This window comes from Pseudomonas shirazica (assembly GCF_015168335.1).
GTDB classification, from domain to species: domain Bacteria; phylum Pseudomonadota; class Gammaproteobacteria; order Pseudomonadales; family Pseudomonadaceae; genus Aquipseudomonas; species Aquipseudomonas asiatica.
The window spans coordinates 108,612-132,968 of the sequence record NZ_CP063457.1; the positions used below are offsets into that span (position 1 = coordinate 108,612).

General features: G+C 57.9%; 28 protein-coding genes and 1 pseudogene. 21 read left to right on the top strand and 8 right to left on the bottom strand.

The window, feature by feature from the left end; all coding sequences use genetic code 11:
• Positions 1-4 precede the first annotated feature (4 nt).
• Positions 5-3,139 (bottom strand): multidrug efflux RND transporter permease subunit TMexD3, encoded by a 3,135-nt coding sequence (locus IMX18_RS27295; protein WP_034065037.1) that lies wholly within the window; start codon positions 3,137-3,139, stop codon positions 5-7.
• Between the two features lie 15 nt (positions 3,140-3,154).
• On the bottom strand, positions 3,155-4,318 hold the full coding sequence (locus IMX18_RS27300) for a multidrug efflux RND transporter periplasmic adaptor subunit TMexC3 (RefSeq protein ID WP_034039546.1): 1,164 nt from the start codon (positions 4,316-4,318) through the stop codon (positions 3,155-3,157).
• 179 nt (positions 4,319-4,497) lie between these two features.
• On the opposite strand from IMX18_RS27300, the gene IMX18_RS27305 reads away from it, so the two are divergent.
• Together IMX18_RS27305 and IMX18_RS27310 are read left to right on the top strand one after the other, a co-directional pair.
• A complete protein-coding gene (locus IMX18_RS27305; protein WP_003152690.1) occupies positions 4,498-5,055 on the top strand; it encodes a TetR/AcrR family transcriptional regulator in 558 nt (185 codons plus the stop codon).
• Between the two features lie 439 nt (positions 5,056-5,494).
• Positions 5,495-8,185, top strand: a complete 2,691-nt coding sequence (locus tag IMX18_RS27310; RefSeq protein WP_058131653.1) for an AAA family ATPase — start codon at positions 5,495-5,497, stop codon at positions 8,183-8,185.
• 67 nt (positions 8,186-8,252) lie between these two features.
• On the opposite strand, the gene IMX18_RS27315 is transcribed toward IMX18_RS27310, so the two are convergent.
• The 6 genes and pseudogenes from IMX18_RS27315 to IMX18_RS27340 all read right to left on the bottom strand — a co-directional run bounded on the left by IMX18_RS27315 (position 8,253) and on the right by IMX18_RS27340 (position 14,573).
• The gene (locus tag IMX18_RS27315; RefSeq protein WP_023443007.1) at positions 8,253-8,717 is read right to left on the bottom strand and encodes a hypothetical protein; all 465 of its coding nucleotides are present in this window, start codon (positions 8,715-8,717) and stop codon (positions 8,253-8,255) included.
• Positions 8,698-10,737 (bottom strand): hypothetical protein, encoded by a 2,040-nt coding sequence (locus IMX18_RS27320; RefSeq protein ID WP_155684878.1) that lies wholly within the window; start codon positions 10,735-10,737, stop codon positions 8,698-8,700. Before IMX18_RS27320 ends, IMX18_RS27315 begins: the two co-directional genes overlap by 20 nt.
• Entirely contained in the window at positions 10,734-12,464 is a 1,731-nt protein-coding gene (locus IMX18_RS27325; protein ID WP_034039553.1) for a site-specific integrase, read from the bottom strand. Before IMX18_RS27325 ends, IMX18_RS27320 begins: the two co-directional genes overlap by 4 nt.
• On the bottom strand, positions 12,457-13,746 hold the full coding sequence (locus IMX18_RS27330; protein ID WP_034039555.1) for a site-specific integrase: 1,290 nt from the start codon (positions 13,744-13,746) through the stop codon (positions 12,457-12,459). The genes IMX18_RS27325 and IMX18_RS27330 overlap by 8 nt, the downstream gene beginning before the upstream one ends.
• A 73-nt stretch (positions 13,747-13,819) precedes the next feature.
• Positions 13,820-14,152, bottom strand: a pseudogene (locus tag IMX18_RS27335) (Y-family DNA polymerase); the annotation flags it as partial.
• Positions 14,142-14,573, bottom strand: a complete 432-nt coding sequence (locus IMX18_RS27340) for a LexA family protein (protein ID WP_217191417.1) — start codon at positions 14,571-14,573, stop codon at positions 14,142-14,144. The gene IMX18_RS27340 and the pseudogene IMX18_RS27335, both read right to left, overlap by 11 nt.
• Positions 14,574-14,710: 137 nt before the next feature.
• On the opposite strand from IMX18_RS27340, the gene ligD reads away from it, so the two are divergent.
• The 19 genes from ligD (at position 14,711) to IMX18_RS27435 (ending at position 24,333) form a co-directional block, all read left to right on the top strand.
• On the top strand, positions 14,711-15,664 hold the full coding sequence (ligD, locus tag IMX18_RS27345; protein ID WP_217191419.1) for a non-homologous end-joining DNA ligase: 954 nt from the start codon (positions 14,711-14,713) through the stop codon (positions 15,662-15,664).
• An 18-nt stretch (positions 15,665-15,682) separates the two neighbouring features.
• Positions 15,683-15,967 carry a hypothetical protein gene (locus tag IMX18_RS27350; protein WP_217191420.1) on the top strand — a complete coding sequence of 95 codons (285 nt, stop codon included), beginning with the start codon at positions 15,683-15,685 and terminating at the stop codon, positions 15,965-15,967.
• Positions 15,968-16,031: 64 nt separating this feature from the next.
• A complete protein-coding gene (locus IMX18_RS27355) occupies positions 16,032-16,256 on the top strand; it encodes a DUF2188 domain-containing protein (RefSeq protein WP_217191421.1) in 225 nt (74 codons plus the stop codon).
• A gap of 673 nt (positions 16,257-16,929) precedes the next feature.
• Entirely contained in the window at positions 16,930-17,268 is a 339-nt protein-coding gene (locus IMX18_RS27360) for a hypothetical protein (protein WP_217191423.1), read from the top strand.
• Entirely contained in the window at positions 17,265-17,579 is a 315-nt protein-coding gene (locus tag IMX18_RS27365; protein WP_217191425.1) for a hypothetical protein, read from the top strand. Before IMX18_RS27360 ends, IMX18_RS27365 begins: the two co-directional genes overlap by 4 nt.
• Before the next feature lie 12 nt (positions 17,580-17,591).
• On the top strand, positions 17,592-17,828 hold the full coding sequence (locus tag IMX18_RS27370) for a hypothetical protein (RefSeq protein ID WP_217191427.1): 237 nt from the start codon (positions 17,592-17,594) through the stop codon (positions 17,826-17,828).
• Between the two features lie 24 nt (positions 17,829-17,852).
• Positions 17,853-18,125 (top strand): hypothetical protein, encoded by a 273-nt coding sequence (locus tag IMX18_RS27375; RefSeq protein ID WP_217191429.1) that lies wholly within the window; start codon positions 17,853-17,855, stop codon positions 18,123-18,125.
• A gap of 463 nt (positions 18,126-18,588) precedes the next feature.
• Positions 18,589-18,903, top strand: coding sequence for a hypothetical protein (locus tag IMX18_RS27380; protein ID WP_217191431.1), 315 nt, complete (start codon positions 18,589-18,591; stop codon positions 18,901-18,903).
• A gap of 10 nt (positions 18,904-18,913) precedes the next feature.
• The gene (locus IMX18_RS27385) at positions 18,914-19,393 is read left to right on the top strand and encodes a ParB/RepB/Spo0J family partition protein (protein ID WP_217191433.1); all 480 of its coding nucleotides are present in this window, start codon (positions 18,914-18,916) and stop codon (positions 19,391-19,393) included.
• Positions 19,394-19,402: 9 nt separating this feature from the next.
• Positions 19,403-19,582: a hypothetical protein gene (locus IMX18_RS27390; protein ID WP_217191434.1), complete on the top strand. Its 180-nt coding sequence runs from the start codon at positions 19,403-19,405 to the stop codon at positions 19,580-19,582.
• Positions 19,583-19,675: 93 nt separating this feature from the next.
• A complete protein-coding gene (locus tag IMX18_RS27395; protein ID WP_217191435.1) occupies positions 19,676-19,882 on the top strand; it encodes a hypothetical protein in 207 nt (68 codons plus the stop codon).
• A 98-nt stretch (positions 19,883-19,980) separates the two neighbouring features.
• Positions 19,981-20,394: a hypothetical protein gene (locus tag IMX18_RS27400; RefSeq protein ID WP_217191437.1), complete on the top strand. Its 414-nt coding sequence runs from the start codon at positions 19,981-19,983 to the stop codon at positions 20,392-20,394.
• Positions 20,395-20,474: 80 nt separating this feature from the next.
• Complete coding sequence (locus IMX18_RS27405) at positions 20,475-20,675, top strand: hypothetical protein (protein WP_217191440.1); 201 nt, start codon at positions 20,475-20,477, stop codon at positions 20,673-20,675.
• Positions 20,676-21,195: 520 nt separating this feature from the next.
• Positions 21,196-21,438 (top strand): hypothetical protein, encoded by a 243-nt coding sequence (locus IMX18_RS27410; protein ID WP_217191442.1) that lies wholly within the window; start codon positions 21,196-21,198, stop codon positions 21,436-21,438.
• A 16-nt stretch (positions 21,439-21,454) separates the two neighbouring features.
• On the top strand, positions 21,455-21,685 hold the full coding sequence (locus IMX18_RS27415; protein WP_217191443.1) for a hypothetical protein: 231 nt from the start codon (positions 21,455-21,457) through the stop codon (positions 21,683-21,685).
• A 300-nt stretch (positions 21,686-21,985) separates the two neighbouring features.
• Positions 21,986-22,435 (top strand): hypothetical protein, encoded by a 450-nt coding sequence (locus IMX18_RS27420; RefSeq protein WP_217191445.1) that lies wholly within the window; start codon positions 21,986-21,988, stop codon positions 22,433-22,435.
• A gap of 22 nt (positions 22,436-22,457) precedes the next feature.
• Positions 22,458-23,000, top strand: a complete 543-nt coding sequence (locus IMX18_RS27425; RefSeq protein WP_217191447.1) for a hypothetical protein — start codon at positions 22,458-22,460, stop codon at positions 22,998-23,000.
• Between the two features lie 26 nt (positions 23,001-23,026).
• Positions 23,027-23,431, top strand: coding sequence for a hypothetical protein (locus tag IMX18_RS27430; RefSeq protein ID WP_217191450.1), 405 nt, complete (start codon positions 23,027-23,029; stop codon positions 23,429-23,431).
• Between the two features lie 542 nt (positions 23,432-23,973).
• Positions 23,974-24,333 (top strand): hypothetical protein, encoded by a 360-nt coding sequence (locus tag IMX18_RS27435; protein ID WP_217191452.1) that lies wholly within the window; start codon positions 23,974-23,976, stop codon positions 24,331-24,333.
• Positions 24,334-24,357: the final 24 nt, after the last annotated feature.

The following is a 24,357-nucleotide window of genomic DNA, read 5'->3' on the forward strand; positions in this document are numbered from 1 at the left end:
CGCATTACTCCGCTTTATGCAGGGGATGGTTGTCGGTTTGCTGAGGTTTGGTGCGCAGCAGCGACAGCACCCAGACGAAGAAGATCGGCACGAAGATCACCCCGAGCATGGTCGCGCTGAGCATCCCGCCCAGCACCCCGGTGCCCAGTGCGCGCTGGCTCGCAGCGCCGGCGCCAGTGGCGATGGCCAGCGGCACCACGCCGAGCATGAACGCCATGGAGGTCATGATGATCGGGCGGAAACGCAGGCGCGCGGCTTCGACAGCGGCATCGCGCAGCGAGTAGCCGTCTTCCCACAGGTCCTTGGCGAACTCGACGATGAGAATGGCGTTCTTCGCCGCCAGGCCGATCACGGTGATCAGGCCGACCTTGAAGTACACGTCGTTGGGCAGGCCGATGGCAGTCACCGCCAGTACCGCGCCGAGTGCGCCGACCGGCACGATCAGCATCACCGTCAGCGGGATCGCCCAGCTCTCGTAGAGCGCCACCAGCAGCAGGAACACCACGGTGATGGCCAGCGCGAACAGCATCGTCGCCTGGCCGCTGGCGACCCGCTCCTGATACGAAAGCCCGGTCCACTCGTAGCCGATACCTTCGGGCAGCTCGGCAGCGATGCGCTCCAGTTCGAGCATCGCCTCGCCAGTGCTCACGCCGGGCGCGGCGTCACCGGCAATGCGGATCGACGGGTAACCGTTGTAACGCGCGACCTGCACCGGGCCTTCCTCCCAGCTCGTGGTGACGAAAGCACTCAGCGGTACCAGGCTGCCGCTGTCGTTGGGCACATGCAGGCGCAGGACGCTTTCCGGCGTCATGCGCTCGGCCTGTTCGGCCTGTACCACCACGCGCTGCTGGCGGCCGGCGTTGGCGAAGTCGTTGATCACCGACGAGCCGAACGCAGTGGACAGCGCGCTGCTGATCGCTTCGAAGCTGACACCCAGCGTGCGGGCCTGCTCACGGTCGATCACCAGGCGCAGCTGCGGCGCCTCGGCCAGACCTTCCATCATGGCGTAGAGGAACTTCGGATTGCCGTTGACCTTGCCCAGCACTTCATCGCGCGCTGCCAACAGGGCATCGCGGCCGAGACCGGCGCGGTCCTGCAGGCGCAGGGCGAAGCCACCGGAGTTACCAAGGCCTTCAATCGGCGGTGGTGGTACCGACATGATTGCGCCGTCATCGAGGTTGGCGAAGTGCTCGTTGACCGCAACCGACTCGGCTTCCGGCGACTGCGAAGAATCACGCTCAGACCAGTCCTTGAGCAGCGGGAAGGCAATGGCCGCGTTCTCGCCCATGCCGGAGAAGCTGAAGCCAAGCACCAGGAAGGTCGTCTGCACGGCCTCGCGGGCCATCAGAAATGACTCCAGCTCTCCACCAGCGGCCGAGGTACGCTCACGGGTGGCGCCGGGCGGCAGCTGGATGTCGACGATCATGTAACCCTGGTCTTCCACCGGCACGAAGGATTCCGGCAGGCGCATGTAGAGAAAGCCCATCAGCACCACCACGCCCAGGTAGATGAACATCACCCTCCCGGCTCGCGGCACCAGCTTGTCGTTGAGCTTCGTGTAGCGGCTGGTCAGGCTGGTGAACTTGCGGTTGAACCAGCCGAAGAAGCCAGTCTTCTCGTGATGGCCTACAGGAATCGGCTTGAGCAGCGTGGCGCACAGCGCCGGGGTGAAGGTCAGCGCGAGAAAGCCCGAGAACAGAATCGACACCGCCAGCGACAGCGAGAACTGCTGGTAGATCACCCCCACCGAACCCGCCATGAAGGCCAGCGGCAGGAACACCGCCGACAGAACCAGGGTGATACCGATGATCGCCCCGGACACCTGCCCCATCGCCTTGATGGTCGCCGGCACCGGCGCCAGGCCTTCCTCGGCCATGATCCGCTCGACGTTCTCCACCACCACGATGGCGTCGTCCACCAAGATGCCGATGGCCAGCACCATGCCGAACATGGTCATCATGTTCACCGAGAAGCCCAGCAGGTACATGAAGGTCAGGGTACCAAGCAGACACACCGGCACGACGATGGACGGGATCAGGGTGTAGCGCACGTTCTGCAGGAACAGGAACATCACCAGGAACACCAGCACCATGGCCTCGATGAGGGTCATGATGACCTTGTCGATGGCCACGTCGACGAAGCGCGAGGTGTCGTACGGCACGGAGAACTCGACGTTGTCCGGGAAGTTGGCCGACAGCTCGGTCAGACGCTGCTTGACCGCCTCGGCGGTCTGGATCGCGTTGGCACCGGGCGACAGCTGCACGGCGGCGGCAACGGCGGGCTTGCCGTCCTGGCGCGAGCCGAAGTTGTAGTCCTGGCTGCCGACCTCGATGCGTGCCACGTCGCCCAGGGTCAGGCGCGAGCCGTCCTGGTTGGCACGCAGCACGATGGCGGCGAATTCCTGCGGGTTGTCCAGGGTGCCCTTGACCGCCAGGGTCGCCGTCAGCTCCTGCTCGCTGGAACCCGGCGTGCTGCCGAAGGCACCGGCCGGCACCTGCACGTTCTGCGCGCGGATGGCGTTGTTCACGTCATCAATGGACAGGCCGTAGCCAACCAGCTTCTGCGGATCGATCCACACGCGCATGGCCGCCTCGGAGGCGAAGAACTGCAGTTTGCCGACACCGGGTACCCGGCGGATTTCGTTGTTGATACTGCGCGCCGCGTAGTCGGCCAGCGCCGTGACATCGGAGTCCTTGTCGCCATCGGTGTAGCTCAGCGCATAGATCAGCAGGAAGCCGGCGGTGGCCTGCTCGGTCTGGATGCCGAGGGTCAGCACGGCCTGCGGCATGCGCGCCTCGGCCTTCTTCAGACGGTTCTGCACGTCGACCTGGGCCAGTTCGGGGTCGGTCCCCGGCTGGAAGGTGACGGTGATCTCGGCTATGCCGTTGGCGTTGCTGGTGGACTCGAAGTACAGCAGGTTCTTGGCGCCGTTGAGTTCTTCCTCGATGACGCTGGTCACCGAGTCGGTCAGCACCTGCGCCGAGGCGCCGGGATAGGTGGCGGTCACGGTAATCTGCGGCGGCGCCACGTTGGGGTACTGTGCCACCGGCAGGAACGGAATGACCAGCAGGCCACCTAGCGAGATGAACAGGGCGACTACCCAGGCAAAATTGGGGCGTCGGATGAAAAACAGGGGCATGAATGGTTCTCCGGCTTACTGGGCCTGGGACTGTGGAGCTTTTTCGGCGGCGCCTTGCTCGCGTGGGATGACCTTGGCGCCCGGACGGATAGCCGCCAGCGAGCTGGTGATCACCTTGTCGCCGGCCTGCAGGCCCTCGCTGATCTGCCAGCGCGAGCCTTGCATGGCGCCAGTAGTGACCTGGCGCACCTCGACGGTATCGCCCTCGCCCAGCAGCATCACGCTGGCCTGGCCGTCAGCCGAACGCTGCACGGCACGTTGCGGCACCAGGATGGCGTTCTGGTTGAGCCCCTGCGGCGTGCGCACACGCACGTACATACCCGGCAGCAACACGCCCTCGGGGTTGTCGAACTGCCCTCGCAGGGCGATTTGCCCGGTGCTGCGATCCACCGAGATATCAGTGAACAGCAGCGTGCCCTTGCTCTCGATATCGGTACCATCGACGCGCAGCGACAACGGCTGGTCGCTAGCGCCGGCAACCTTGCCCTCGGCGATGGCCGCGCGCAGGCGCAGGGCGTCGGCAGCCGGCTGGGTGAAGTCGGCGTACACCGGATCAAGTTGCTGGATACGCGCTAGCAGAGTCGCCTCACCCTGGCCTACCAGCGCCCCTTCGGTGACCTGGGCTCGGCCGATGCGTCCGGCAATGGGTGCGCGAACCTCGGCATAGCCCAGGTCCAGGCGGGCGGTTTCGACATTGGCCTGGGCCGATCGCTTGTCGGCCTGGGCACTCTGCAGAGCGGCCTTGGCGTTGTCGAAATCCTGCTGGCTGACGGCGTTGATCTTCACCAGCGGCTCGTATCGGCGAACCATCGCCTGGGCCTGGAACAACTGCGCCTCGGCGCGGGCCAGTTCACCCTGCGCCCGCGACAGGGCCGCTTTGAACGGCGCAGGGTCGATCTGGAACAGCACGTCGCCGGCCTTCACGTCGGCCCCTTCCTCAAAGGTGCGCTTGAGCACGATCCCCGCCACCCGCGCGCGCACCTCGGCGACACGCACCGGCTCGATGCGTCCTGGTAGCTCGGCAACCACGGTGAAGGGCTCGGTCTGCACGCTGAGCACATCGACTTCACGCGCCGGCGCCTCCTCCCCTTGCTCTTCGGGCTTGTCGCAGCCAACCAGGGTCACGGCGACCAAACAGGAGATCACGGAAAAAGTGATCCACTCGCGAAATTTGTTCATATCTCACCCAAGCACGAAGCCAGTACGTAGTCGAAGCCGCGCATAATGCACACCAAAATCAAATGAGTCAATATTGACTCATTTGATTTTGATGTGAACAAAGCTAGTATCCTCTTTGAGAAAAATGAGTGTTCTAGGCAAAATACCCGCATCTGCCTGCGATAGATAAAGAGTGACCGATGGATTTAACTGCTGCCGATGAGAAATTGCTGAAGGCCCTGGCGATCGCCATCGTTGACCACCCGCGAGCCACGTTCAAAGAAATAGCCCAGGCAGCGGGAGTCAGCAAGGCGACGCTAAACAGGTTTTGCGGCACCCGCGACAACCTGATCGAGATGCTTCTGGATCATGGTTCGGTGGTTATTTATCGGGTCATTGCCGATGCCGATCTTGAGTCGGCGCCCTTGGACGCATTGCATCGCCTGATCGAAGGCCATTTGACTCACAGGGAGTTGTTGGTTTTCCTCTCATTTCAGTGGCGCCCGGACACGTTTGATTTAGATGCAGGCGGCTGCCGATGGCTGCCTTACTCAGAAACGCTGGACGAGTTCTTTCTACGCGGGCAAAAACTGGGCGTATTCCGTATCGATATCGGTGCCCCGGCGCTTACCGAAATCTTCTCCTCCTTGATCTTCGGCCTGGTAGACGCCGAGCGCCGCGGCCGTATCGCACGCGCAGGTATGGCGGCGTTGATCGAGCAATTCTTCCTGAACGGGGCTTGCAACTACCAAACTTAACGGAAAGCAACGCTCAGTTTTTTTCCAACGGGTTGGCGGTGTCCGTTTTTGGCCGTTCTCTGACGGTCGTGACAGTGACACGCCCTGGTCAAGTTGAACGCAATCCGTGGTCAACGCCAACCCAAATTGGTGGTCAAGAGGAGTGCAATTTCGCACATACCTGAGGACTGCTCACCACATCGCTTGCGTCGGTAGTAGCTTCCGCACTTTCCCCGTCTCTCACCGCTAAACAGCGCTTTCCGGTAGCGGACTTTAGAGCGGCTTGATACTGGCCAGCATGCAGAAATTCTGCCCGTGTAGCGTCACGACCGGACAAGCCACTAGGGTGGCGGTCAGGAAGGCAGGCAAACGGAACACGGCGAAGCACCTCGAAGGCGCTGGCCACTTGCCATCCAACTGGGCGCGGCCTTTAATCGGCGGATCTGGAAAGGAGACGGATATGCCATTGTTGGACGAGATTATTGGGTGGGCCGGCGGACTCAGACCCTGGCAGCAGGAAGCACTGCGCCGGATATTTGCCCGGGCCGAACTAACCCAAGATGACATCGAGACCATTCTGCGAATGGTTCGCGAGCAAGAACGGGAAGACGCAACCACGGGGGGAGCACGGCCATTCACGCTGGACGACGTACCAGGCGCCGGAAGTGGCGCAACCGTGCGGTTGGTGGGTGTCTCGGGGCTAGACCAGGTAAACGGCTTCCCGTCCGGTCGTGCCTTTGACCTCGCACCGGAGGGCATGACCATTTTCTTTGGTCATAACGGCGCCGGCAAATCCGGCTACGCCCGCGTCTTCAAGAATGCCTGCAACGCTCGGCATCGGGTGGAGGTCCTGCCCGACGCTTTTGGGGCGGCAACCCCAGCTAGACTGCCATCAGCAGATTTCGCCATTTTGGTGGATGGCACTCCGGAAACCGCACGTTGGGTCCAGAACGGGCCGGCCCATTTGCATTTGAGTTCGGTCTCGGTCTACGACGCGGCCTGTGCCAATGACTACATCGACGCGGAAGGGACCCCTGCATTTCAGCCCTACGGACTCACTCATCTGACGCGCCTGGTCCTACTTCAGCGTGATTTACAGGCACGGATTGGGACCGAACGCAATGCCTTGGCTCTGGATACCCGGCAATTCGAACCGCTGAAGGGTGACACCGAAGTCGGCCGCTACATCGCCAAATTAGGTGGGGACTCGGACCGCGCCGTGCTTGCTCGATTAGGGACGGTCGGTGACGATGAACTCCGGCGACTGGAGTTTCTGAAGCGGACATTACTGGAAAGCGATCCTGTGCCGCAGGCGCTGGCCTTGGAACGTTTGGCGACACGCTTGGACCAGGCGCAGCGTCGAGCCGAGGAAGTCCAGCGCTGGGTGAATGATCGTGCCATAGCACGGGCAAAGGAACTGATTACAACGGAAAAAACCGCGCATCTCGCCATGCAACTGGCGCAAGCGCGTCTTCAGGATCGAGACACACTGAACGCCATGGAGTTGCCGGTAACGTCCTCACCCACCGCCACGCTGCTGGAAGGCACAGGAGCTGAACTCTGGCAAACGATGTACCGAGCCGCTGAGGCTTTCTCTCAGCAGACGGCATACCCTGAACATCCCTTCCCGCACCTGGAACCGGACGCTTACTGCGTACTCTGCCAGCAACCTTATTCAACGGATGCCTCGGAGCGCATGCGGCGTTTCGCGGCATTTGTCGCCGACAGCGCCACGGCGGATGCGCAAGCCGCCACGCTTGCGCGCATGAACGCTCTAGGGAAGGTGCAGGCTGTCGATCTAAACGTTCTGGATGTGCCAACACGGGCTGACGTGGAGGAGCGACTGCCCGACCTACACGCTGCCATCACCGCAGCGGCATCGGTCTGGACCGCCCGGCATACTTGGGTTAGCCAAGCCCTGCAAACTGGAAACTGGTCCCCCGAGTCAGAACCGCTTCCTATCGAAGCAAACCTCGATAGTCTCTTCGCCGCCAAAGCTGCTTCGCTCCGAGTCGACGCCAATACCCTGCGGACCTCTGCCGATCCCGCTCTACGCTTGGCGCTGACCCAAGAACTGGCAGAGCTAGAAGCCCGACAACGCCTCGCCAACCAGCTTGGCGCGGTGGAGCGCTTTGTTCAGGACAGTCAGGTCCATGCCACATTGAGCCGCTGCCATGCCGCCCTCAACCCAGCGGCAGTGTCACGCAAACTGACGTCCCTGGCGGCGACGCATGTGACCGAGGCTCTGGCCGCTTCTATGAATGCTGAGTTGAAAGCCCTGGGCTATAAGCGACGGGTGCAACCCGACCTGAGCGGGCGCACAGAGCTGGGGGTGACCAAGGTCACGCTGCGCCTGCAGGAAATCACGGCGAAAGCCTCCAAGGTGCTGTCAGAGGGCGAGCAGCGCGCGTTGGGGATGGCTATGTTCCTCGCCGAGCTCGAATCCCTGCCACATACTTCGACCGTTATTTTCGACGATCCGTCTACGTCGCTGGATCACGTATATCGTCGGGCCATAGCTCGGCGTTTGGTAGCGCTGGCTGAGACCCGCCAAGTGCTGGTGTTCACCCATGATGCGGTGTTCCTGACCGAGCTCGCGATGGCGCTTCAGCGCGCTGATCGCTCGGCCAGCTACAAGACCATCGGTTGGGACGAGTCGCCGGGACTAGTGAGCGAGGGGCTGACGTGGACGACGATGGACACCAAGGCCCGCCTGGCCGATCTCGAAAGTCGTGCGAAAGCGCTGAACGTTCCGGTCGGCAGCGACCCGGATGATGAGCTTGAGCGGCAAATCGCATCGGGATACTCAAGCCTCCGAGGCACTGTCGAGCGCGCCATACGCGAGGTTTTTTTGAACAATACCGTCCAGCCGTTCAGCGATGTGGTGAGCGTAGAAGCATTTGGTGCTGTCATTGGCCACCCCGCAGAGGAGTGGGAGCAGTTGCTGGCAGTGTATGCGCGGGCCTGCGAAGCTACCGAGGCCCACGACACCCCAGGCGAGCGCCAACTACCGCTTCCCGCGCGTGAGGAGTTGCTCGGCGATATCGCCCAGGTCCTGGAATTAATCAAAAACGCGACTAAACGCCGAACTGCCTACGAGAATCTACGCCGGGAGCGGACCGCGCAACGCAAGAAGCTCTTCGGCGGCTAGCCCGACGTTTCATGCCGGGCTGGTCGGGCATGGCTGTGTTTCTTTCGAATATTGCGAGCTCTCCGTTTCAAAGTTTTTTGTGGCCTCGCGGATCAAGAGGAAGCACATTGGAGGCCGGCAGTTGGCGCTCCAAGTCCGCAATACGGTCGTACAGCTCAAGAATGGTGGCGTCGGCCTCACTGAGTAGGCTGGCTAGGTGGTCACGCTGCTGCGTGATTTCCTCGATCCGTTCTCGAAGTCCACGATTTTTTCTGCGGGCTAATAAGCTGACTTGGCGCACTGATGGCGGACGTTGCTCAGCGTGTCCTTCCACGTACTTTTGGATCTCAGCGATCAGTAGGGGGAAACGAGCTTTTTTCAGTGCAGAGGGGTCGCTGCCGGCCTCCTTGGCAACGTTGTTCTGACTTACGGGCGTCCCCTTCGGCAGTCGTTCGGGCTTGTTGCTCTTCAGCCGCTCGAACGCTGCGCGATACTGCTCGCCGGCACTCATTCGCTTAGCCGGGTCAGCGGATTCATGTTTGCCGGATGACATGGCGATAATTCTCCACACTACGTTTCTGGGCTTCCAACGAAGTCCTTAGCGGACTGTCTACCTCGGCAGCGGCCAGGCGCTCATCCAATACCGCCTCCAACACTTCGACTTCGTCGAGTTGCTCGGGGTCATAGAGAACGTCCGCACATGGTTTGGTTTCTCCGGGGGAGTCGCCCCCTCCGCAGCGAGCGATATTGTCGATGCCCCCATAGGGACAGGGGGTACGGCTCGTGCAGATGCCCAGCAAAATCGGTCGATGAGTGACCGTCCCCTTCTTAGCCAGATTGATCGCTTTCTTAGCATCAGAGGCTGAGATTAGGCGGACAATCTCAGATTTTCGCTTCTCGCCGTGGGGGCTGACGAATCGGTTGCTCGTCAGCTGTTGCAGCTGCCTACCCAAAGTTTCGTACATGGTGCGGACGTAGTAGGTATGGGCCTTCTCTTCCAGCCGTACCCTGGAATGGTTTTGCCCGTAGTAGAGACTCATCGCTCTGGCGACGTGCTTTAGCTGAAACTGCAATGAAGCGTCGCTGACCAGCCCGGATGCCTGCATATTCACTGCGCCGGTTCGTCGGAGTTGATGCCAGGCCAACGGCCAGATTTTGCCGACCGCAAACTCGTCGGTCAGCGTCGGCGTCACCAACCGAGCCAATTCGAAATCTTCCGGCGTAATGCGCAATTGCTCACGGTCGAACAGCTTGTCGAACCACTGAAGCACATGGGCATAGCTCGGAATCGATGGCCGAATCGTGCGGTTGATCTTGGTGAACTTCGTTCCCCACGGTTCAAGGCAATAATCAAGCAGATAGCGCTTGGCCGGATCATCCGGCACCGAGGCCTCGCCGGGGGGAGAGTCGCATTCTGCGCGGAGGTCTGCGACCACACGCATGGCTTCAACTGCCACCTGAGCTGACGGGGACGTCACCCAAAGTGCCTCAGAATCCGACATCGTCTTGGTCGTTCGTCCGCACAATACATGGATGTCGCCAAACTGCGGATCACGTTCTATGTGCAAGCAATCGGCGCGCAGGTTCCAAGCCTCTTCGACTCGCATGAGGCTGAAGTTCAGCAGATAGCACAGTCCAGATCGACTCACGAGGTTGAGGTAGCGACTCAGAGTTTGAATGCGAATTTCGTCGTCGCTCACTCCCAGCCAGCGACGAAATAGTTCCACCATGCCAAACCGATGCGCGGTGTCGATGAATGGGCCGTAGTACTGCCGCCCAGTCCACTTTCCGTTTGATCCATCCGACGGCCACTGAAACGGATAGAACGATTGTGGCCTGCGTTGTCCTTGGAGACTGGCAGAGTTGTGCCGATAGGCAGCCAGACAGAAGCGGAAGCACTCCTCGACTTGGCCTCGATGCGCCAAAAAGTCATCCAGGCATTCGCGCAAGCGTGTGATTTGATAGTGCCAAATGCGGGGCGGGATATAGGGGGTCTGGAGCTTCTGGTGGTCGGGCATGGCCGCTGCGAGGCGTGCCAACCCTGCGCGATCCAACAAGGTGAACCCCAGCGCATCCCGCCGCTCGTACAGTTCGTGCAGCAATGCCAAGAACTCACCGGACCGGGAAGCCTGGAGCACCTCCGGGAGACGGTCGGCAACGCGCGGAAAATGACTCAGTTCGGATGCGAGAATGCCTTCTTGAGTGCACAAGACGAACAGCCGACGCATCTGGTCGAAGCGCGTTTTCAGGCCTCGGTATCCACGGGCTCCATTGGGGCCGTATAGCCACCAGCCGATTACGGTCCGCAATAAATCGGCGTTCGCAGGATCGATCGCGGCGACATATTTCTTATCTGGGCCATCGCCGAAATTGAGAGTGAGCCGTTTTCCCGCCCATGGGTCGAGCCGCCAAATGGCATCGCCCCAACGGCTCACCACCTGGCCAGCGGCATCTATGATGACCGGCCAATCACGCTGCGGTGGCCAGCACGGCGGACGGTAGTTCGGCGCATCAGGAATCGCTAGGGGCGAGTCGATGCCGAGGCCAAGTTCGGAAAGAATATTTTTCGTCATGCTGATCTTTGTCGCAGTTCTGCCAATCGGATGAAGCCATCCCAGGCCGGGTGGTAGTCACCTTCACTTATGCGCGCTCTGGCTTCTTCGACCCAAAGCCTGCGGACCTCGCTACTTTCTTCGAAGAAGCGCAGTTTGGCCGTCAGCCGATCGATCACCAGCAGGGCCGGATGCTCTGTCGTCAGGTGCTTACCCGAACTGGATGGGCGGTAGCGTGCCAGTTCAAGCGATTTGAGGTGGCGCAAGCTACCGAGAGACCACACATGATCCTCACTTTCGATATCCCGGTGCTGGGTACAGAACAGGCAACCGGCAGCATTGATGCAGTCGGGTCGCGGACCATTCTTCGGCATCGTGCCCACTGGTTCAGGTGTGGCCGATACACATCTACCAGGAGCAGGAGGTGAAAGGGACGGATCGGTTTGCTGATGGAAGCGCGTAATTTCCACCATAGCGATCTGCGGATGGGGGTCGGCATATACGCGTATCAGCGTTTGCACCGTATGCTGGGCCAACTCCGCAACCTGTTGGGGATTCTGGGACTCCCGAAGCAACCAGTTGATGCGCGTCCCGCGCAGTTTTCGCGGTCTCACTATCGGTATGCCAAGCTCGCGGCAGATGCGCGTAACGTTCGTGAACTGCGTCGCCTCTTCTAGGATTCGTCCCCCGCTACGTATAAGCGGAAAGAGCAAACCATCCGGCTCATTGGGAAACCATTCGGAACGCCATTCGAGATAGCGCTCGAACCACTCTCGATAACTGGCAAAGATCTCGAATAGCACTTCTCCTTCCCGTCGATTTTTGTAGGTACGTACCTGGTAGCCGTCTATGTGGCTGGTGTAATGAAACTGCTCAACCCGCAGGGTATGTGCTTGCTGGAGGTTCAGACCGGTCTGGGCGATGAACATCAGCAATTCACTCTCGATCCGTAAATTGACGATGGGGAAACGGGTCCGCAGTGTCCGATCTGCATCGTGGGCGGCACGCGCCGCCAGGGATGCTTCGATTTGCGCTTGGTTTTGCGGCCTGGTACGGCGGGCCGCTACTTTCTCGGGGCTCTGCAATCCCGACCATAGTTCCAGCACTTGGCCGGTGCGTAACGAAATACAAACTGGGAGGGGGGCCATTGTCCCCCTCCAGGTCAATGCCTCGCATACGTCAGCTAGAAGGTGTCCGAATGCGAAGGTGTTTTGCAGATTCTGCTTGTCCGCTTTGCTCGTATGTACCTTGCCTTTGCCGCGCGGCTTGCGAATACGTGTGCTCTTGCTCAGGCTTGCTTGGCGGTCCAATGCTCGGTCCAGCATCGTCGCCGTGAGCCTGGTGAGATCGTACAGGGACCCATCGCTGAAATTGCGTTCGACTCGATGACGCTGGAGCAAGTGATCGGTCCAACGAATGAACGTGTCGGCCGCCGTCTCGAGACTGAGATTCACGTTTTCTGAATCGATCCAGGCAAAGAATCGGCGCAATGCACTGATCTTGTTCTGCACCGAGAAGCGACTTCCGCCACCAGCAAGGTCGTCAGTCATGTGCTCATGCAGCTGCGTCACCAGCTCGAAACGTTCCGGCAAGGGACTGCCGAGTTCGCCCTGCGCGATCTGGCGGCCCACATGCTTCACCTTTGCTGCTGCACCTCCGCGAAACAGCAGCGGCCGGAGGTCCCAGGGCGTTTCAGTGGCCCCATACTCAAGCATCGGGAAAGTGAGGTCGAATTCGGAACTATCCATCGTGCCGCGCCCCAGCGCCGATCCCGCTAAATGCCGCCATGAAGCTATTTGAGAGGGCTTGTTTGATCGGCAGTGCCTGTACGAATCGGATGTATTTGAAGGTGGTGGCTTCAGAGTTAGGCCCATGGAGCAACGCGTCGCTGACCGTCGCAATTACAATAGCGACATCGGCACAAGCCGATAGCGCCAGACGTGCCAATTCGGTACCGAAGGTGCAGCGCGACTGATGGAAGCGGAATTTACGGAGCACCTGTAGTTCTGCTTTGACGCCCCGTTTTCGAAACTCGGACATCTCAACATTCACAGCAGATGACTGATCGGTGCCGCGCCTGCCATAGGCGTTACCAAAGCGGGTCAAGAACAGCAAATCACGATTCTCGGGCGAGGCTTTCGCCTCTCGTTCCATCCTCCGCCAGCCTTTGGCATATTCCAGCAATTCATCACGCAACGCTTCGGGTATCCAGACCTGGCCAGTCACACCGAATTTCGTGTGCACTGGCGGAGCTGCGCCTGGACCAACTGCAAGGCGTAGAAGCCCTTCAGCGGAAGGGTCGGGGGCGGCGCGCTCCAGAGACTGAATCTTGAGATCACAGATGCTGCCGAGCCGCATCCCGGTAAAAAATCCAAGGGCCAACATGAGGTAGAGCTCGGGCGTGGCGTTCTCTGCGGCGAAATCCAGAATTGCATCGCGATCGGTCTCCGAGACTGGCAACAGCCCATCTTCAAGCGTTTGGCCTGGGCGCTTACGGTTCGGGATGCTGAGGTCGGTGGTGGTTCCGCTGATCGTTCGCTCGAACCCCACCCGGTCGAAGTATTTAACGACGTAGGGTTTTTCCCGCCACAGCTGGACGTGTGGAGAAAGAAGCTCCCTATGCCTTACCCACCGATAGAACATGATGCAATTGCGCATGTACTCAGACGCCGTGGATGGGCCGATCTGGCCGGCATCGCGCATCTTGATCAACGCCCCTCGGTATAGCACCAGGCAGCGGTCAGCTTTGCGAGCGGGAAACTCGAACCACTGCAAATCACGAGATTCAAGAAATTTAGCGTAATTGAGAAGGCCATTCATGTTACTGGCAACGGTCTTAAGAGAAGCGTCACCAGTCGTTGCTCGCTCCACTGCCCACAGGTTTGCCTCCCTCCAAGGTGCATAGTCTGCCCAAAAGATTTGGGGCAAGCCCTCAATGGATGGCCGGCTGCTACTGGGGGAGTATGCGACGGCGTTCTCTCTGCGCACGAGGTAATGGGGCACGAAATGAATGCGCTCTAGCGTCGCCATTCAACGCCCCTGGGACGCTTAACAATGTCCATAGATAGAACTCAATAGCTTAGGCGTCCGCACTATACAACTTACTCTTATCGATGGAATACCGCTCCCACTCCGGGACCAGCGAGGCGATGGCCACCCCTACGCGGTGGCTCAATTCCCCGTACAAGGTGTAGTTGCTACTGAACACAGCAACACCATTCTGCTCAAGGAAATTGCGCACCTTGAAGTAAGGGTCGCCCATCTTCAGTCCGAGCGCTTTGGCCTCGTTCGTACGGGCCACAATGCAACCATCCGAGTTCGAAAGGACAACGACAGGACGCTGTCTCAACTCAGGTCGGAAAATACGTTCGCAGCTGCAATAGAACGAGTTGACATCCACCAGCCCGTAAATCGGTCGAGAGGTTTCAGAACACATGCTTGGTCAGGTCCCAGGTGACTACGCCAAACACATCGACCGATCCGTAATCGTCGGGCGTAATGGTCTTGTATGCAGGGTTGGCCGACTCCAGAAGCCAACTATCATCAGGAGCCTTGGCCAGCCGCTTAACGAGTGGCTGGTTATCCACGTAAGCCAGGACGATATGGCCAGGGCAGGGAGTAATTGATCGATCAACGACCAGGACGCCACCGTCGTAAATCCCTGCGTCACGCATACTCTCGCCTTCCACACGCACGATGAAGACGTGCGCTGCTCGGATGTTTAACAGCTCATCGAGCGAAATAGGAGGCTCGTAATAGTCCGCAGCAGGGCTTGGAAACCCGCCCGCAGCTGAGCCGGCGAGGACCGCCAGCGCCTGATTGGAGTTCCGGAGTGGCTGAATTGACACGACTTTCATGGAGCACCGGCTAATACTGTTTGCATATACAGTAATGCAGGCCGCACGGCGCGGCTAGCTCCGGCTGGACAAATGGCGGACCTTTCGAGCGGATATGACACTCCATTGGGTATCGGGTAATGCTGAGGCGCAAAAGCATGGCGTCGAAGAAAGGGGTGATCCCTGACCGTATTCCTCCGCAATTGGTCAACCTGGTAGGGCGTCCCCCACCAGGCGAATGGCTCTACGAGATCAAACTAGACGGATATCGTTTGATGGCTCGTCTCGATGGGGCCGTGGCGTTGATTACCAAAAATGGCCACGACTGGACCTCGCGCATGCCAATGTTGGCGCAGGACCTGGCCCGCTTGCCTGTGCGTGGGGCTTGGGTCGATGGCGAGATTGTGATGCTAGACGGGGAGGGCAGGCCTGCATTCCAGCCCCTGCAAGCGGCATTTAGCCAGAGGCAAACCGATGCCCTTGTCTATTACGCCTTCGATCTTCCCTTCGTAGATGGCACTGATCTGCGTGGCTGGCCTTTGGAGAAACGTCGTGAGCTTCTGCAAGTGCTGTTGCAACAGTGCGACCTCGAGCGCGTGCGCTTCTCGACTACGTTGGACGCTGATCCGACATCGCTTTTGGCCAGTGCATGTCAGCTTGGCCTGGAGGGGCTGGTGGGCAAGCGCTGCGGCAGCGTGTACAGCGGTACGCGTAATGGCGACTGGATCAAGCTCAAATGCAACAACAGGCAAGAATTTGTGCTGGTAGGTTACACCCGTGCTGGCGCTGGTATTGGATCAGTGTTGATCGGTCTTCATGATGATGCCGGCCAGTTGAAGTATGCCGGCCGGGTAAAGTTAGGCTTCAACGGTCATCAGCTGGATGAGCTGCTTGTGCGGCTGAGGCCGTTGAAACGCGATGGCGCACCTGTAGTGAACCCGCCCGCAATCAAAGGCGTGCAGGTGGTCTGGGTGACGCCCGAGCTGGTAGCTGAAGTCAAATTTTTGGAGATTACTCCCACCGGCAAGGTGCGGCATGCAGTGTTCATCGGCCTGCGTGAAGACAAACCCGCAGCGGGGATCAGCATCGAAAGCGATACGGATCTGGCCTAAGCAGAGTAGGGCATCAACGTGTATGAGGTGGCCATTGAGGCGGAAGCCTGCGTGCTCCTTTGTGAAATCACAGAGCTGGTGATCGAGGAGGCTCGACCTGGTCTGTGGAATAGCGATTGGGATGCGCAGGGTTACAGCGAACTTGAATTTCGCGTCGTCTCCGGCGTGATCTTTGACGTGCACGGCCGGCCCTCTGATTTAGGGCGAAACGGCTGCGCCGCGTTGGCCGAACGCTACGCCGAGTACATTGAGGAGGAGATTTTCCGGCAGTACCGGGAGGAACAGGATACGGACGTGCTGTGATCACCTGGAACTCCGCGGCACAACCGAGCCCCAACCTATACCACCCACATTTTCGTAGAACCCGATGGACAACTATCACGTAACTGCCGAGGGCACCGGCTGGAAGCTTCACCGCCAGGGGGACAGCCAGGCGCTGTTGTTTGCCGCGACCAAGGCAGAGTTGTTGGAGCAGTTGCCCGGTTTCATGGAGGGGCGTACCGGCTCGGTGAAGATCCACACCAGCGGCGGGCAGATTGAGGACGAGCGTACATACCCGCGTAGTGAAGACCCGCGCCGTAGCAAAGGGTAGGGCGCTCCCAGCGGCTTCTACCGATATTCACCCTCCGGCCAGTCAGGTGGGGCGCTTTTTTTGCGATACCATCGCCTGAGGGTGATCGCGCCCAAGAAAACCAATAAGAGCACCCCAGCAGCTTCTAAAAACATCCAGTTATCAGTCATCGTCAACATCGTCATCACGTTGCCCTGTCTATGCCAACTCGATTGGTCAGCTCTACTTTCAGCGTGCGGGTGGAGCAAGGGGTGGCGCAACTGATTTTCCGTGAACTCCGCGTCGGGCCTGCCGTTAAGCTGTGCAGGAGGACCGCCCCAACTCTCTCAGGATCAACCTAGTTCCCCGTCCAATCCAAACAGATAGCCCTGGATGCCCCCCCGACGAGCTGCGTCTCTTGGATCTGGTCAAATCCGTCAGCTGATCCGTGCTGCATTCGTCATCGGGTGCGAGCTGCTGGAATGTGGGAAAATGCCGGATCTGGGTTGGGATTTCTATCGAGGCCGTTATCCTCTGAACATACTTCGCTGAGTCACCTGGAGGCACGCTTAGGCAGATCATGGCCTTGCGTTGCCGGCTAGCCGTGAGACGCTGAATCCAAGTACCGAACAGGACGCCCAAGCCCAACTCAAGATGGGCAGCGGCACTAGAAAGGGGCGATATCTGCGCCCAGTATTGAGCAGGAAGAGAGACGATGAATACCGTCGTGCTACAGACGAAGGACTCACAAGGTAAAGAGTTGTGGATCAGCCGCGATGAAGAGGGTTCGTCTGTTCTCTTTTGCCTCGACTGCAATTTTCACTCTTTGGGCGGTCGTGATTTAGACGAGCTACCCCGCTACTTCCGCACTACTCGGGGTGCACGTATGGCAGCGGCAATAGTGACCGGCGAAAAGCTCGATTGGACGGTCACTGATGCAGCGGCGCTCAATAAGGCGGGTAAATCCCGTTGCATCAACAGCCCCCCCCGTGCGGGCCTTGTCAGTAGGAACAGGCCACTTTCGGCCTTCAGGATCGAGCAGGGGAAGACATGAAAGTCAGCGAAGAAATTACCAGCCAGATTTGCACCGCTATCCCAGGTACTACCCCAAAAATGTTGGATTCCATATTCACCGCAGCAGGACAGGACAGCCAGCTTCTGTTCGTCCAGGGCGAAGGGGAACAGATCGTCGATGGTAAGTCGAAATATCCTGACTACCTGCAAATTCAAATTGGTAGCGCTCAAGAGGCTATGGCCTTGGCTCAACAACTTTTGAATGCCTGCTCTGCTGCTATCTGCAACGGAGGTGTGTTGCGGTCGCCGGTTACATTGTCAATTGCCGGTCAGGCGATTATCAGCGAGTGATAGGAAATCGCCATGTTGAGTCTCGTTACAGATCAGCGCCCAGGAGAGCCGGAATTGCTAGCCACGCTGAAGCACCATGCCCTCGAAATCCGCTCGCTCGCCGGCAACGTGCTGGTGACGGTGACAGCGCCGGTATCCGGTTGGACGCATGAGCAACTGCTGGACGTTGCCATGCAGCATGAAGCGATCACCCGTGACGGCGCCGATGGCTACCTTGGCACCCAATGGGTTGGTAGTACCGAAATCTGACCAAGGAAAACCGGACGGCACCACATGACCACTTATGAAATTCAACTATCCGAAGCAAGAAATGCTGTGTGGATTCATGCTTCGGATGGATCGACAGTAGGTCGTTTTGGGCGGATGGGAATCGACTTGCACACGACAGTCACAGAGCAGATGGCGGGCATTCCGCAATGCCGTCTCTGTACGCACGGGCAGCCAAAAGCTTCTGACTGGGCTCTCTTTCGAGAGAGAGCGTTGGAGTGGTGGGGCGTTGAGGTTCCTGATGACGCTTTTGATGCTCGCCTACTACTCGCAGATTGATCGAGGAGAACAACTCCATGAGCGAAATGGAAACAATGCAGATCGGCGGCTTAGAGCTGCGCAAGGCCGATAACGATTTTCACCCAAGCCATGGCTATGCGTAACCGCTGCGCTGTTCAGCTTCGGCGCCGTCATGGCCCTCTTCCTTGGGTACCTGGCCCCGTGGATGACCTTCAAGGGTCTGATAGCAACAGTACATTACTGGTGCTACTCCATCGGCCTTACCGCAATCATCGTGTTTGTCAGCGAGGTGGCACGTCCCCTCCGCGATGACGAGATCAACGGCTAACGTTCTGAACAACGGGGGACTGCATGCGTAGCAGCAAAGCAGCAAAGACACTTCCACCCTAGACATACTCACGGGCGGCCTGCGCCTCGGGTAATGCACTCAGCCCGCCGAGCGCGGGCTACGGCAGTAGGTACAGGGCACTTTGGCCCCTCATGATCGAGCAGGATGGTAGCCATGACAGATAAAAGTAAAGACGTATTCGCCGAAGCGGCGGCGCTTTCACTCAAAAAGTTCCCACCCCGGCTGGTAACGATTACCCAGGACAAGTCGCAATTGGAGCGGCTTCATCCCAAGGACAGTGATGGACAGTCGACCTTGGGTGAAGATATTCAAGCAACCGAGCCGGTGTGGTACGTCGAAGAACGTCAGCTGAATGGTGACTGGCTCGCCATTGATAGAGCGGATGACCGGGAAGAGGCCGAGGCGAAATTGAGCCACGCTGAAAACTGCCTTCCGGGCACCTACCGCCTTCAGCGCTCCGACTGGTAGGGAAACAGAGATGAGCACACCTACGGCATATCAAACCAGCAAAATCTTGCCCGATAGCACTCACGCTATCCCACCTAGCCAGAGTCGGGTGGACGCTATGGCTGCCAGTATCAAAGACATTGGTATTCTGGAGCCAATCCTCGTACGTAAGGTGGGCAACCGATATGAAATCACCCCTGGTGGAGGCATGGTTCGGTGGCTTGCGGCTACGAAGTTGGGCATGGATATTGTTCCAATCAGGGTGCTGCAACTCGATGAGGCGGACTGCGCATCAGCATCGCTCATCGCCAATATGAGCCGCGAGCTCATAGCCCCCGAAGAAACGGTTGGTAATCTGGAGAGGCTTATCGACCAGTTTGGCGAGAATGTGGCTGATCTGGTGTTGGAGCAGCTACCTGATTTACGCGAGGCCGCGGCCTCTAAACCGGAACTACAAGCGCGCATCAATGCCGTTTTAGCCCGATGCAAGATTAATAGCGAAAAGTTGTAGGAACTCACCATGAACGCCGACTCTACGAGTACCGCTCAAATCGCTGCTAGTCGCTGGAACGCTGAGGCTGACGAGTTTAATCAGTGGGATGCTTTGGGCCAGGATGAAAAAGATGAACTCATCGCTGCTGAGCAAGAGCGATTGACCAGCAGCGAACGCGCTGGCGTTATCCCAAGCAACGCCCAATAGCACGGAAATCGCCGCCACACCGCAAGCCCCGCCAGTCGGGGCTAAGCCCGTAGGAGAGGCCCGATTTTCGCGCACCCGATAGGAGATACATCGATGAGTCAAACCGTGGAACAAGCAACAGCAGCTCTAGCTGCGGCGAACGCTGCCTACTTGAGTGAGTTGGAGCGCGATGCTGAACGTGGAGAAGGAAGCGGTGCACAAGAGCGTCGTCGCGAAGAACATCAGCAGTCACTACGCGACGCTATTGCACAGTGTGAACGAGATCTGGAAGCAGCCAAGAGTCAAAGCGAAGGCAAGTAGGAAATTGCCGTACCGCCAAGCCCAGCCATGCGCTGGGCCGCGGTAGTAGAGGGGGCGCGATTTTCGCGCCCCAGGTTCGAGCAGGAGCCGTAACGCGCATGATTTATCGAGTTATCGCCAGTTCGACAGCTTCGGATTGGAAAGACCGCCAGGCCATGGAGCGTGTCGTCTTCTTCGAAGCACTCACCAGGGCTGAGGCACACGTGCGGGTCAAGGCCCTTCTCTCGGCGGTCTGGGATGTCGATCCGGAAACTATCGAATACTACAACCTCGATGATGAAGTCGAAATGATCTCGTACTCCATCGGTGGAGCAGACAGCGGGGACCATCGTTTCTTCGAGTCTGGCATTGCCCACGGGCAGCCGATGTACATCGGCGGCAGCGGCCATCCACTGATGCTGTTGCAGCAAAACCTTGACCGCATGATGGCGGCGTACTTCACGTTGCCCCATCGCGGTGAGGCTGGACTGCGCATCCATCTTGGCAAATTCGACTCGGAAAATGACTCATGATCCTTGGATGGCTTCGCCGCAGGTTTGGTAAAAAGGCCCAAACCCCAACGCTGTCCCTTGGGTATAAGACCTCCGGCCCAATGACCGATGCACAGTTGCGCGAATGGGCGTTGCGGTTGCATGCCACCACGATAGCCCCGGCAAAACTATCAGGATTTGGAATGGATCCTGCCTTGCTGCTCAAGGCGCAACTGGATGACCAGGCGCTGCTCGATGTTCGACGCTGGTCAGGCATCGCGCACCCAGCAGCACCACAAGCCCCGCCTGAAAACCGGGGCTAACGGAGTTAGGGGTTCGGTTTTCATGCCTGTGAATAAGGAGTCTATATGGTCAGTTTCATGCCAGGTTGCAAGTATAAGTTCACCCTTAGTGATGGACGAAAAATCGTTCTACGTTTCGATGGCTTCGGTGCCCACATGCGGCAAATCTGGATTGAGCCTGAGTCGGGCTCGGAGGTAAGTCCGCTTCCGCCATACGTAAGCGTTGAGCCTGCCTAGAATATCGCTCAGCTGCACCCCAAGCCTCGGCCTGTGCCGGGGCTGAGTCAGTAGAAGCACACCGGTTAGGCAAGTGTGCAGTAATGGAACGAACAATGTTGAAAGCTCACTTGACTCTGACCGCGTCCGTGATGGCCCTGCTGGTGCTCGGCTGCGCCGCTTTCGGAGGGTACACCCCCCGTGACCTGTTGAATCTAGCGATTGTGCTGGTCTTACCGCCCTTGATGTTTTGGTTGATTGTCAGACCGACCAAGGCAGCGAAAGCAGCTCAACGCAAAGCAGTCGAGTAAGAGGGAAAATGACTATGAGACTGGCAATCGGTCTGCTCATCCTGGCTACGTCGTCTTCTGCCCTTGCAGCAGGTCAAGGCGAACTGGAAACCATCTTCCACAGGGCCTTACAGATGGTACTGGCGCTCTTTGGCTTGGCAGCGGGGTTATTTGCAGCGCGCTGGTTGTATGACTGGAACCAACACCGCAAAGCCACACGGGCTGCCACCACAGCGGTAAAAGAGCGTGTGGCCCGTGGCCAGAAGCCCTATTGCTGACACACAGGAAAACCCGATGAGCCGACTTGAAGCGACAACCAGCAAGGGTGCCTCCTTGTGGATCGCCCGCGACGACCGCAGCGACGGTGGCGAGTTGTGGCGTCTGGATTGTGCCCATGGCTATCGTGGCCGCCAGTTTGACGAGTTGCCGCGCTTCTACCGCACGGCCCGTGGCGCCAAGCAAGCTGCTGCTCTGCTGACCGGCGAGCGCCTAACCTGGGCGTTGCCGGCATCCACAAACTGTTAATCGAAACCGCCCAGGTACGCCCAAACCCAGCCATCGAGCTGGGCAGAGGACGAAGAGTTCGAGGAAATCGGCTGGGTGGATTGATTTCAGACGCAAAAACGACCTGAAAACAACGCCCAAAGCTCTGGTGAAGTTGGATCATGGCGGCAGGTCGTCATCTGTCGACCGGGTGATGCAGGTACGACGCTTGGGATTCTATGGAATTGAGGTTTCCTAGGCTGCGAAGTCATCCGCGTCGTCATCTGGCGCGCTTTTTTTGATGTGTTTTGCACGTCTCACAGGTCTGATGAAAGGACATCAATGAAAAGCCAGTTTTCAGCTCTCTTCCTACTCATGGCAGCTGCCGGCCTTGTTCAAGCTGGCGAGTCAGACCGCTGCGGGTCTGCTGTCAATGCCACTGTAAACTTCATGACCGCGGCCTACGGTGGCTATCCCGACGATGTGTTGGTGCAAATCGTCTCCGTGAGCAAAAAGAAAGATGACCAGGTGGGTGCCGATGTAATCACCAGCGCCGGTAACCATAAGTGCGCGCTCAAGCTGATGCCTGCTTTGCCGCGCATGGGCACATTGGATATCTGTCAATGGTCGCTCGAGGTAGTTGACTGTGATTCACCGGAAGTCATGAAGCGGGCAGTCATCGACGAGCCATCATGGGTTGCAAATAAAGCAGCAGCAAAAGCATTCCGTGATGGGATGCAACGGAGCGCTGAGGAGATCCTTGCTGCTCCCGCCGCTACTGAGGCGCAGTGACAAAGACCGATAGGGAAAACCCATGAAAGATCAAGCGCAATCGGGGTATAAGCCTATACAGGACGACGTGTTGAAGACACTGGGTCTTGCGATCATCGCTGGGCAGGGTGTTGAACGCCTGTTGAGCAACTGTCTTACATTCCCTTTGCACGGCGAGCCCCTGCAAACTGTGGAGCAGGTTCAAATCCTGCTGGAGCGATATTCGAAAGCCACTCTGGGACGGTTGCTCTATGCACTGCGAAGGAAGGTTGATCTGCATCCCACCTTCGAGGACAAGTTGGATCGTTTCCTCGAACATCGCAACATCATTGCGCATCGTCTGCAAGACATGCCTGGCGGTTTTGACCTGCATTCCGATGAAGGACGAGGGAGGCTAAAGGCTTTCCTGCTCCAGTACATGGAGGATGGTCACATCCTCAGCATGGTCCTGCTGGGAATTTTGCGTGAATGGGCGAGCCAAGAGGGAATTGTTATTCCCAACGAGCACCATTTGAGCCAGCGAATGAAGGACCATCTCGACGCTAATGTTGTACCAAATCTTGAAGTGTTGATTAGGCCTAAATAATAACAGTATTTGCTTTAGGGGTTCGTGTGCAATCAAATGCAGCGGTAAATGCTAAAGATATTGCCTATTTGCTGGCGTCTGTTTTTTATGTGGTTGCCATGCATTTTGGCATTTACACTTTTGATAGTGTAAGTCTGTTGGATGTTAGTCTAATCAGGACTTCATTTGGTAACATGATTGCTGCAATAGTTGCTATCATTCTTGAGAAGACTAATTCCTCTTGGAAGGCGTCGCTGGCCTATATGGTTTCAGCCATAACGATTCCGCTATTGGTCTCGGGATTGATAGGGGCTGGATATGGCGAAGTGATTTTCTTTATTTTATGTGCGATTATGGTCAGTGGTTTTGCGCTGCCTGTTGCACGATTGTTTATTCCCGTTATTGCTTTGCTGGCGCAGCGTAAAATTAACCGCTTTAGAGTGACAAGGTGACCCGCGGCTTCCTGTTCGCTATAATTCACTCAGGAAGCGTTACACGTTATACGAGTGATGTTGAAAAATAATATGCCCATCGCTTACATGAATATGGAGATTCACTTTTGAAAAGCTTCTTGATATCGATCGCCTGGTTGATGCTTGTGCTCTGGTGTGCTATCCGAATAGGGTTCGCTCAGCAGAGTATCGACCCAGCTGTAGCATTCATAACTGACTCATCTATCTGCGTCGCTGTCGGGTCACCCGTTGTGAACGGGTACTGTCGAGCAGAAGGCCGTATTGTGGGCGGGCTAGATAACCAGTGGCATCTTCACACAGTCACCACTCCAGCCGAAGGGGTAGCTCTACCAAAATCGGTTGGTCTGCTTTATCAGGCCGATGACTATCGGTTTCGCGGCGGTTCCGTGGCTGGTTACGCGCTGGCTATCTTGACCTTCATCCTGGCTGCCCTGCCAGGTCTCGGTAGCATACTTTTGAGAAAACGCTTGAGCGCATAAAGCTCAACCGCACGCAGGCCTTTTCAGATCATGGAAAATACAATGACTGTTGAAGAAAAACCGAGTCGCTCTCTATTTGAAGAATTTCATGCTGACGCTCGTTTTGCAGAACTTCGTGAGATTAGGTCTCGAATGCAACCCGCAATGCGGGTTCTTCAAGAAAACGTCACGGGCTTTCGGAAAGGAAAAACACCCCTGAGGCCAGACGCAATTCACCGTCTTCGCGAATATGTTTTGGAGATGTTGCAGATTCAATACGCTATGATTGAGGCCTGCGATGTTATACCGCCAGAGTTCGAGCCTGTTAAGAATAGAATTCTTGCTGATTTTGACACGGAGGCTCCTAAAGCCTATTTGCAAAAAGTTAATGACTGGATTCGAGTAATTCAACCACTCGACTAATCTCAGTCGGGGTCGAGGACGTTT

Bases quoted from the DNA above. Each gene is read 5' to 3' on its own strand.
- IMX18_RS27390 (WP_217191434.1), top strand. From the start codon at position 19,403: ATGAACGCCGACTCTACGAGTACCGCTCAAATCGCTGCTAGTCGCTGG.
- IMX18_RS27325 (WP_034039553.1), bottom strand. From the start codon at position 12,464: ATGGATAGTTCCGAATTCGACCTCACTTTCCCGATGCTTGAGTATGGG.
- IMX18_RS27365 (WP_217191425.1), top strand. From the start codon at position 17,265: ATGAAAGTCAGCGAAGAAATTACCAGCCAGATTTGCACCGCTATCCCA.
- IMX18_RS27435 (WP_217191452.1), top strand. From the start codon at position 23,974: ATGACTGTTGAAGAAAAACCGAGTCGCTCTCTATTTGAAGAATTTCAT.
- IMX18_RS27415 (WP_217191443.1), top strand. From the start codon at position 21,455: ATGAGCCGACTTGAAGCGACAACCAGCAAGGGTGCCTCCTTGTGGATC.
- IMX18_RS27380 (WP_217191431.1), top strand. From the start codon at position 18,589: ATGACAGATAAAAGTAAAGACGTATTCGCCGAAGCGGCGGCGCTTTCA.
- IMX18_RS27305 (WP_003152690.1), top strand. From the start codon at position 4,498: ATGGATTTAACTGCTGCCGATGAGAAATTGCTGAAGGCCCTGGCGATC.
- IMX18_RS27385 (WP_217191433.1), top strand. From the start codon at position 18,914: ATGAGCACACCTACGGCATATCAAACCAGCAAAATCTTGCCCGATAGC.
- IMX18_RS27300 (WP_034039546.1), bottom strand. From the start codon at position 4,318: ATGAACAAATTTCGCGAGTGGATCACTTTTTCCGTGATCTCCTGTTTG.
- IMX18_RS27315 (WP_023443007.1), bottom strand. From the start codon at position 8,717: ATGTCATCCGGCAAACATGAATCCGCTGACCCGGCTAAGCGAATGAGT.
- IMX18_RS27355 (WP_217191421.1), top strand. From the start codon at position 16,032: ATGGACAACTATCACGTAACTGCCGAGGGCACCGGCTGGAAGCTTCAC.
- IMX18_RS27395 (WP_217191435.1), top strand. From the start codon at position 19,676: ATGAGTCAAACCGTGGAACAAGCAACAGCAGCTCTAGCTGCGGCGAAC.
- IMX18_RS27405 (WP_217191440.1), top strand. From the start codon at position 20,475: ATGACCGATGCACAGTTGCGCGAATGGGCGTTGCGGTTGCATGCCACC.
- IMX18_RS27400 (WP_217191437.1), top strand. From the start codon at position 19,981: ATGATTTATCGAGTTATCGCCAGTTCGACAGCTTCGGATTGGAAAGAC.
- IMX18_RS27370 (WP_217191427.1), top strand. From the start codon at position 17,592: ATGTTGAGTCTCGTTACAGATCAGCGCCCAGGAGAGCCGGAATTGCTA.
- IMX18_RS27375 (WP_217191429.1), top strand. From the start codon at position 17,853: ATGACCACTTATGAAATTCAACTATCCGAAGCAAGAAATGCTGTGTGG.
- IMX18_RS27295 (WP_034065037.1), bottom strand. From the start codon at position 3,139: ATGCCCCTGTTTTTCATCCGACGCCCCAATTTTGCCTGGGTAGTCGCC.
- IMX18_RS27320 (WP_155684878.1), bottom strand. From the start codon at position 10,737: ATGACGAAAAATATTCTTTCCGAACTTGGCCTCGGCATCGACTCGCCC.
- IMX18_RS27360 (WP_217191423.1), top strand. From the start codon at position 16,930: ATGAATACCGTCGTGCTACAGACGAAGGACTCACAAGGTAAAGAGTTG.
- ligD (WP_217191419.1), top strand. From the start codon at position 14,711: ATGGCGTCGAAGAAAGGGGTGATCCCTGACCGTATTCCTCCGCAATTG.
- IMX18_RS27410 (WP_217191442.1), top strand. From the start codon at position 21,196: ATGAGACTGGCAATCGGTCTGCTCATCCTGGCTACGTCGTCTTCTGCC.
- IMX18_RS27310 (WP_058131653.1), top strand. From the start codon at position 5,495: ATGCCATTGTTGGACGAGATTATTGGGTGGGCCGGCGGACTCAGACCC.
- IMX18_RS27330 (WP_034039555.1), bottom strand. From the start codon at position 13,746: ATGGCGACGCTAGAGCGCATTCATTTCGTGCCCCATTACCTCGTGCGC.
- IMX18_RS27340 (WP_217191417.1), bottom strand. From the start codon at position 14,573: ATGAAAGTCGTGTCAATTCAGCCACTCCGGAACTCCAATCAGGCGCTG.
- IMX18_RS27420 (WP_217191445.1), top strand. From the start codon at position 21,986: ATGAAAAGCCAGTTTTCAGCTCTCTTCCTACTCATGGCAGCTGCCGGC.
- IMX18_RS27425 (WP_217191447.1), top strand. From the start codon at position 22,458: ATGAAAGATCAAGCGCAATCGGGGTATAAGCCTATACAGGACGACGTG.